This window comes from Pseudoxanthomonas taiwanensis, from assembly GCF_010093135.1.
In the GTDB taxonomy this organism is placed as follows: domain Bacteria; phylum Pseudomonadota; class Gammaproteobacteria; order Xanthomonadales; family Xanthomonadaceae; genus Pseudoxanthomonas; species Pseudoxanthomonas taiwanensis.
Window position 1 is genome coordinate 1 of record NZ_PDWK01000100.1, and the last position, 7,025, is coordinate 7,025.

The 7,025-nt window shown below is 71.4% G+C and carries 4 protein-coding genes; all 4 read left to right on the top strand.

Going from position 1 to position 7,025, the window contains the following annotated elements; all coding sequences use genetic code 11:
* The coding region (locus CR938_RS13400) for a hypothetical protein (protein ID WP_162125477.1) at positions 1–1,335 on the top strand (1,335 nt) is incomplete at its 5' end.
* Positions 1,336–1,438: 103 nt separating this feature from the next.
* Positions 1,439–4,066 carry a TonB-dependent receptor domain-containing protein gene (locus CR938_RS13405; protein WP_162125478.1) on the top strand — a complete coding sequence of 876 codons (2,628 nt, stop codon included), beginning with the start codon at positions 1,439–1,441 and terminating at the stop codon, positions 4,064–4,066.
* 154 nt (positions 4,067–4,220) lie between these two features.
* Positions 4,221–5,051, top strand: coding sequence for a type II secretion system protein N (locus CR938_RS13410; protein ID WP_162125479.1), 831 nt, complete (start codon positions 4,221–4,223; stop codon positions 5,049–5,051).
* On the top strand, positions 5,048–7,025 hold a 1,978-nt coding region (gspD, locus tag CR938_RS13415; protein ID WP_162125480.1), incomplete at its 3' end, for a type II secretion system secretin GspD. The genes CR938_RS13410 and gspD, both read left to right, overlap by 4 nt.

Consider the following 7,025-nt stretch of genomic DNA (forward strand, 5'->3'; position numbering starts at 1 on the left):
ACGTTGGCGAAGCCCGTCGGGCAGTTCTCGGCCGGGCCGGCCGCCGGCCCGGCCGAGAACTGCCCGACGGGCTTCGCCAACGTCGGCACCGTCGCCGGCGGCACGCTGCGCGCCTGCCAGCTGCCCAACCGCATCGTCGGCAACCTGGTCATCAAGAAGCTGGACGGCGTGATCTACGCGATCAACGGCCAGGTCAACGTCGGCGACGACGCAGGCGGCAACGCCTCGGCCCCGGTGGCTGGCGCGCAGACCGGCATCCTGACCGTGGAACCCGGCGTGCGCTTCTTCGGCTCGGCCGGTGCCGACTTCCTGGTGGTCAACCGCGGCTCGCAGATCTTCGCCGAGGGCACCGCCAGCGACCCGATCGTGTTCACCTCGCGCGCCAGCGTCGAGGGCCAGACCAACGTGGACTCCATCGGCCAGTGGGGCGGCGTGGTCATCCTGGGCCGCGCGCCGATCAGCGCCTGCCCGGGCAGCACCGTGTCCGGCACGCCGGAGTGTCAGGCGCTCATCGAGGGCGTGAACAACGTCTTCTACGGCGGCAACAACCCGAACGACAACAGCGGCCGCCTGCGCTACGTGCGCGTGCAGCACTCCGGCTATACCATCGCCGCCAACAACGAGCTCAACGGCATCACCTTCGGCGGCGTCGGCCGCGCCACCACCGTCGACCACATCCAGGTGCACAACAGCTCCGACGACGGCATCGAGATCTTCGGCGGCACGGTCAACCTGCGCCACATCGTGCTCACCGGCAACGACGACGACAGCCTGGACACCGATACCGGCTGGGACGGCGCCGCGCAGTTCGGCATCGTGGTGCAGCGCGCCAACGGCGGCGACCGCATGAACGAGTGGAGCGCCATCCGCCGCGAGCCCTACTCCAAGCCCAGGATCGCCAACTTCACCTACGTCGGTCGCGCCGGCGGCGGCGTGGCGATCGAGCTGAACCAGGGCACCCAGGCCAGCTTCTACAACACCGTGGTGACCCGCCCGGCCGGCGGCAGCGGCAACGGCGCCACCTGCCTGAACATCGCCGACGCCAACACCACCGGCACCTTCCACTCGGTGTTCTTCTCCTGCCCGATCGCCTTCTCCGGCGCCACGGCGGAGGCCGCGTTCAACGCCGGCACCAACAACGTGGCCAACGGCACCTCGACCTTGACCGACACCTTCATCAATGGTGCCAACGAGTCCGCGGTCCCGGCGTTCTCCAACCTCAGCGGCGTCCATCCGTTCTTCCAGAACGTGGACTACATCGGCGGCGTGAAGAACGCGGCCGACACCTGGTGGCAGGGCTGGACCTGCGGCCTGACGGCGGACAAGCCCTGCTGACGCAGGCCTCCGCCGCGCTACGCGGCGCGGCGGCGTCCTTCGCCGCCGCGCCGCACGACGTTTCCCTTCCGCCTGCCCTCCGCAGCCAAGGCTATCCTCCATGATGTCCAAACCATCCCGCATCGGACCGCCCCGCTCCAGCCTGTGCCTGGCCGTCGCCGCCGCGCTGGCGCCGCCGGCCTGGGCCCAGGCGACCACCGACCAAGCCGCCAGCGGCCAGGCGGTCCAGCTCGATTCCGTCCAGGTCCGCGGCGAATTCATCCCCGAGCCCATGCAGCAGACCGCCGAGGTCGCTTCCTTCGTCACCCGGGAGGACCTGCAGCGCACCGGCGACAGCGACGCGGCGCAGGCGCTTACCCGGGTCAGCGGCCTGAGCCTGGTGGGCGAGAAGTTCGTCTACGTGCGCGGCCTCGGCGAGCGCTACTCCTCGGCGCTGTTCAACGGCTCGCCGCTGCCCAGCCCCGAGCCGCTGCAGCGCGTGGTGCCGCTGGACCTGTTCCCCAGCGAGGTCCTGCAGAGCGTGACCGTGCAGAAGACCTACTCGGCGCGCTACCCCGGCGAGTTCGGCGGCGGCGTGATCGACCTGCAGGGCCTGACCGTGCCCAAGGAAGGCTTCCTCAAGCTGTCCATCGGCACCGGCGGCAACAGCGCCACCACCGGCGAAAAGGGCCTGACCTATTACGGCGGCGACGACGACTGGTGGGGCTACGACGACGGCACCCGCAAGATGTCGCCCGAGCTCAGGCAGGCGCTGGCCACCGGCCGGCGCGTGGACCTGGGCGCGGACTTCGACCGCGCGGACATCCGCACCATCGGTCGCAGCATCAACGACCCCAACCTGTACCTGCTGCAGCAGAAGGACAGCATCGACCCGGACTTCAGCTTCGGCGGCAGCGCGGGCAACTCGATGGAGATCCAGGACGGCGTCGAGCTGGGCTTCGTCGCGGTGGCCAACTTCAGCAACCAGTGGCGCACCCGCATCGGCCAGCAGCAGGACGGCTATTTCACCGGCGACTCGGTGGAGTTCAACTCCAGCTACGACTTCGTTTCCACCCGCAACAACGCCCGCGTCAATGCCATGTTCGGCGCCGGCCTGAAGACCGACCGCCACCAGATCGGGTTCACCACGCTGTACGTGCACGACACGCTCAAGCAGACGCGCAGCCGCTCCGGCGTGGACAACCTGGCCGGCTTCCAGGTGCGTGACGACTATACCGAGTGGTTCGAGCGCACGCTGGTCAACAACCAGGTCAGCGGCACCCACCGCTTCGGCGAGTACGACGACCTGACCGTCGAATGGCGCGGCGCCGTTTCCCGCGCCAACCGCGAGTCGCCGTACGAGACCGGCATCAGCTACGAGAACGTGGAGGGCTACTGGAGCCACGACGCCTCGCGCGTGCAGAACTACATCCGCTTCGGCGAGGTGGAGGACGAGGTGGCCAGCGGCGGCGTGGACCTCAAGTGGCGCCTGCCGACCGAGCGCGAGTTCGTCCTCTCGGGCGGCGCGTCCTACTCGGACAACGACCGCAGCGCCTGGCAGCGCGAGTTCCGTTTCCTGGCCCTGGACGGCGCCCTGCCCTTCTACAACCGCTACCAGCGCATCGACTACCTGTTCTCGGACTACAACCTGAGCCAGGACCTGCTGCGCCTGCGCGAGACCACCGGCAACACCGGCGCGGCCGCCTACGACGCCACGCTCAAGGTGCGCGCCGCGTACCTGCAGCTGGAGGGCGAGGTGGTGCCGATGGTGCGCGCCAGCCTCGGCGTCCGCTACGAGGACGCCACCCAGGCCGTGCATCCGTACGACATCTTCACCGGCCAGCGCATCGAGTCGCCGGCGCCGCTGGAGGAGGACTACCTGCTCCCTGCGGCCACGGTGACCTGGAACTTCGCCGACAACCAGCAGCTGCGCTTCGGCGTCTCGGAAACCATCGCCCGTCCGCAGTTCCGCGAGATGGCGCCGCAGCAGTACAACGACCCGGACAACGACCGCCTGTTCTACGGCAACCCGAACCTGGTCGACAGCAAGCTGCGCAACTTCGACCTGCGCTACGAGTGGTTCTTCGGCGCCGGCGAGTACCTGACCGCCGGCCTGTTCCACAAGGAGATCGACCGGCCGATCGAGGCCAACGTGAACGAGGCCGGCGGCGTGGTGTTCCAGAGCTTCGTCAACGCGCCCTCGGCCACCGTGCAGGGCTTCGAGTTCGACGCCAAGAAGTACTTCGACCTGCCGATCCAGGCGGCCTGGTGGGGGGACAACCGCCTGTACGTGGCCGGCAACTACACCTGGTCCGACTCGAAGGTGAAGGCCGGCGAAAGCGACACCGTGCATCCCTACGGCTACGCCACGCCCATCCCGGCACGCCTGTTCGTCCGCGACGGCAGCCAGCTCCAGGGCCAGTCCGAGCACATCGCCAACCTGCAGCTGGGCATCGAGAGCGCCAGCTCGGGCTTCCAGGCGACCCTGGTGGCCAACCACGTCAGCGAGCGCATCCTGGCGCGCGGCCGTCCCGGCCAGCCGGACTACATGGAGAAGCCGGGCACCACGCTGGACCTGGTGGTGCGCAAGGGCTTCGACCTGTGGGACCGCCGCGGCACGCTGGCGTTCACCGCGCGCAACCTGCTGGAGACCGACCACGAGGAGTACCAGGAGCGCGGCGGCCGGCGCGTGGACGTGTACACCTACGAGCCGGGCGTCAGCTACAGCGTGAGCCTGTCGGTGGACTTCTGACGCGGGTGCCACGTGCGTCCCGACGGCCCGGCCCCGCGCCGGGCCGCTTTGTTTCAGTTCCGTGCATCGCGCGCGCGGGCTGAAACCGGCGCGTCACATTTCCGACTCATCCTGTCATCGAACCGGGGCTTTCCGGCCCCGCGCACCTATCGACGTGACACGACCGCTCCCGAACTCGCTCCTGCGGCACTGGCCGGCGCTGGCCGAGGCCGCGCTCGTGCTCGTGCTGCTGCTGCAGCTGGCACGGCTGCTTTGGCTGGCGTTCGCGCCGGCGCCGGCGTCGGCCGGGGCGGCGCCGGTGGCGGTGGCGGCCGAGGCGCCGGCGCTGGCCGGCCTGGATCCGTTCTTCGGCAACGCACCGGAGGCGGCCGGCGAGGCCGGCGGCAGCTGGCGGCTGTTCGGCCTGCGCGTGGCGGCCGACGGTGGCTCGGCCATCCTCGCCCGCGACGGCGGCCCGCAGCAGGCCTACCGCGTCGGCGACGCGCTCGCCCCGGGCGTGGTGCTGGAGGCGGTGGCCGCCGACCACGCCGTGCTGCTCGATGCCGGCGTGCGTCGCCGGCTGGAGCTGCCGGCGGTCCAGGGCGCCGGCCCGGGCGGCGGGCCTGCACCGGCCGCCCTGCCCGCTTCCGCGCCTGCGCCTGCGCCGGCCGCCCTGCCCGCTCCTGCGCCGGCCACCGCGGCCGCGCCCGAGCATGAGACGCGCGACGTCGACCCCGCGCGCCTGCTCGCCGAGGCCGGGCTGCGCACCTACCAGGAGGCCGGCCGCGTGGCCGGCTACACGCTGATGCCCCGCGGCGACGCCGCGCTGCTGCGCGCCGCCGGCCTGCAGCCCGGCGACGTGCTGCTCAGCGTCAACGGCCAGGCGCTCGATCCGGAGCACCTGCCGGAAGTGGCCGAACAGCTCAAGTCCAACCCGCGCGCCGTCATCGCCTACCGACGCGATGGCCAGGTGCGGACCGTCACCCTCGGAACCGGCTCCCCATGACCCCACGCCCCGCCGCCCTGCTGCTGATCGCCGCGGGCGCACTCGTCTTCCCGGTGCCGCCGGCGCCGGCCCAGGCCGCGTCCGCGCCGGCGCTGCGCATGCAGAACGTGGAGCTGTCCGCGTTCATCCAGGACGTGGCGCGCGCCACCGGCACCACCTTCATCGTCGATCCGCGCGTGCAGGGCACGGTCACCGTCACCCGCGGCGACGCCATGTCCAACGAGGACCTGATGGGCGTGCTGCTGGCGGTGCTGCGCAGCAATGGGCTGATCGCCGTGCCCGCGGGCCCGGCCACCTACCGCGTGGTGCCGGACGACACCGCCGCGCAGCAGCCGGGTTCGCCGCTGGGCTTCGCCACCCGCGTGTTCCCGCTGCAGCGCATCGACGCGCGCGCGGCGGCGGAAACGCTCAAGCCGCTGGTCGGGCGCGGCGGCGTGGTGGTCGCGCTGCCCCAGGGCAACCAGTTGCTGGTGGCCGACTACGCCGACAACCTGCAGCGCATCTTCGGCCTGGTCGAGCGGATCGACCGCGACAGCGCCAGCATCGACACCGTCGCCCTGCGCAACACCTCGGCGCGCGAGCTGGCCGCCACCCTGGCCGGGCTCTACGGCGGCACCACCGACCGCAGCGCGGCCGCGCCGCTGTCCGTGGTGCCGGTGGAGAGCAGCAACTCGCTGCTGCTGCGCGGCAACCCGGCGCTGGTGCAGCGCGCCGCGCAACTGGCGATGGAACTGGACGCCCGCGCCGAGCGCAGCGGCGACGTGGCCGTGGTCCGTCTGCAGCACGCCAGCGCCGAACAGCTGCTGCCGGTGCTGCAGCAGCTGATCGGCCAGGCCCCGGACCCGGTGGCCGCCGCGTCCGGCCCCGACGCGGCGCGCATCCCGTCGGCCCCGGCCGGGGCCGCCACCGACGCGGCCAATACCCAGATCATCGCCCCGGCCAGCGGCAAGCGCCCGGTGATCGTGCGCTACCCCGGCGCCAATTCGCTGATCGTGCACGCGGACCCGGACACCCAGCGCGTGCTGCTGGACGTGATCCGTCAGCTGGACGTGCGCCGCGAGCAGGTGCTGGTCGAGGCGCTGGTGGTGGAGATCTCCGACGAGGCCGCGCGCAAGCTCGGCACGCAGTTGCTGCTGGCCGGCAAGGATGGCCGGGTGCCGATCGGCCTCACCCAGTTCTCCAACGGCGGCCCCGGCATCGCCTCCCTGGCCGGCGGAGCGCTGGCCGGCCGCAGCGGCGAGGACGGCGACGAAGCCGCCGACCTGGCGCGGCGCACCGCGGCCCAGGCCCTGCTCGGGCTGAGCGGCGGCCTGATCGGCCTGGCCGACGAACGCGACGACCGCCTGTTCGGCCTGATCATCAACGTGGTCAAGAGCGACACCGGCTCCAGCCTGCTGTCCACGCCCTCGATCCTCACCCTGGACAACGAGGAAGCGCGCATCATGGTCGGCCAGGAAGTGCCGATCACCACCGGCGAGGTGCTCAGCACCAACAACGACAACCCGTTCCGCACCATCGACCGCCAGGACGTGGGCATCCAACTGACGGTCCGCCCACAGATCAACAGCGGCGGGGGGATCACCCTGGCGATCAAGCAGGAAGTGTCCTCGGTCAACGGCACGGTCAGCAGCAGCAGCGACGAGCTGGTGCTCAACAAGCGCGAGGTGGAGACCAACGTGGTGGTCGACGACGGCGCCATCGTCGCCTTGGGCGGCCTGCTCGACCAGAGCCAAGAGGCGCGTACCGAGAAGATCCCCCTGCTCGGCGACATCCCGGTCGTCGGCGCACTGTTCCGCAGCCGCTCGCGCAGCCGCAGCAAGACCAACCTGATGGTGTTCCTGCGCCCGACCATCGTGCGCAACGCCGCCGATGCGCAGCGCCACACCGCCGCGCGCTACGGCTACCTGCGCGAGCAGCAGCTGCGCGGGGACCCCACCGCGCTGGCCGAGCTCGACGCGGTGGTGCGCGACTACC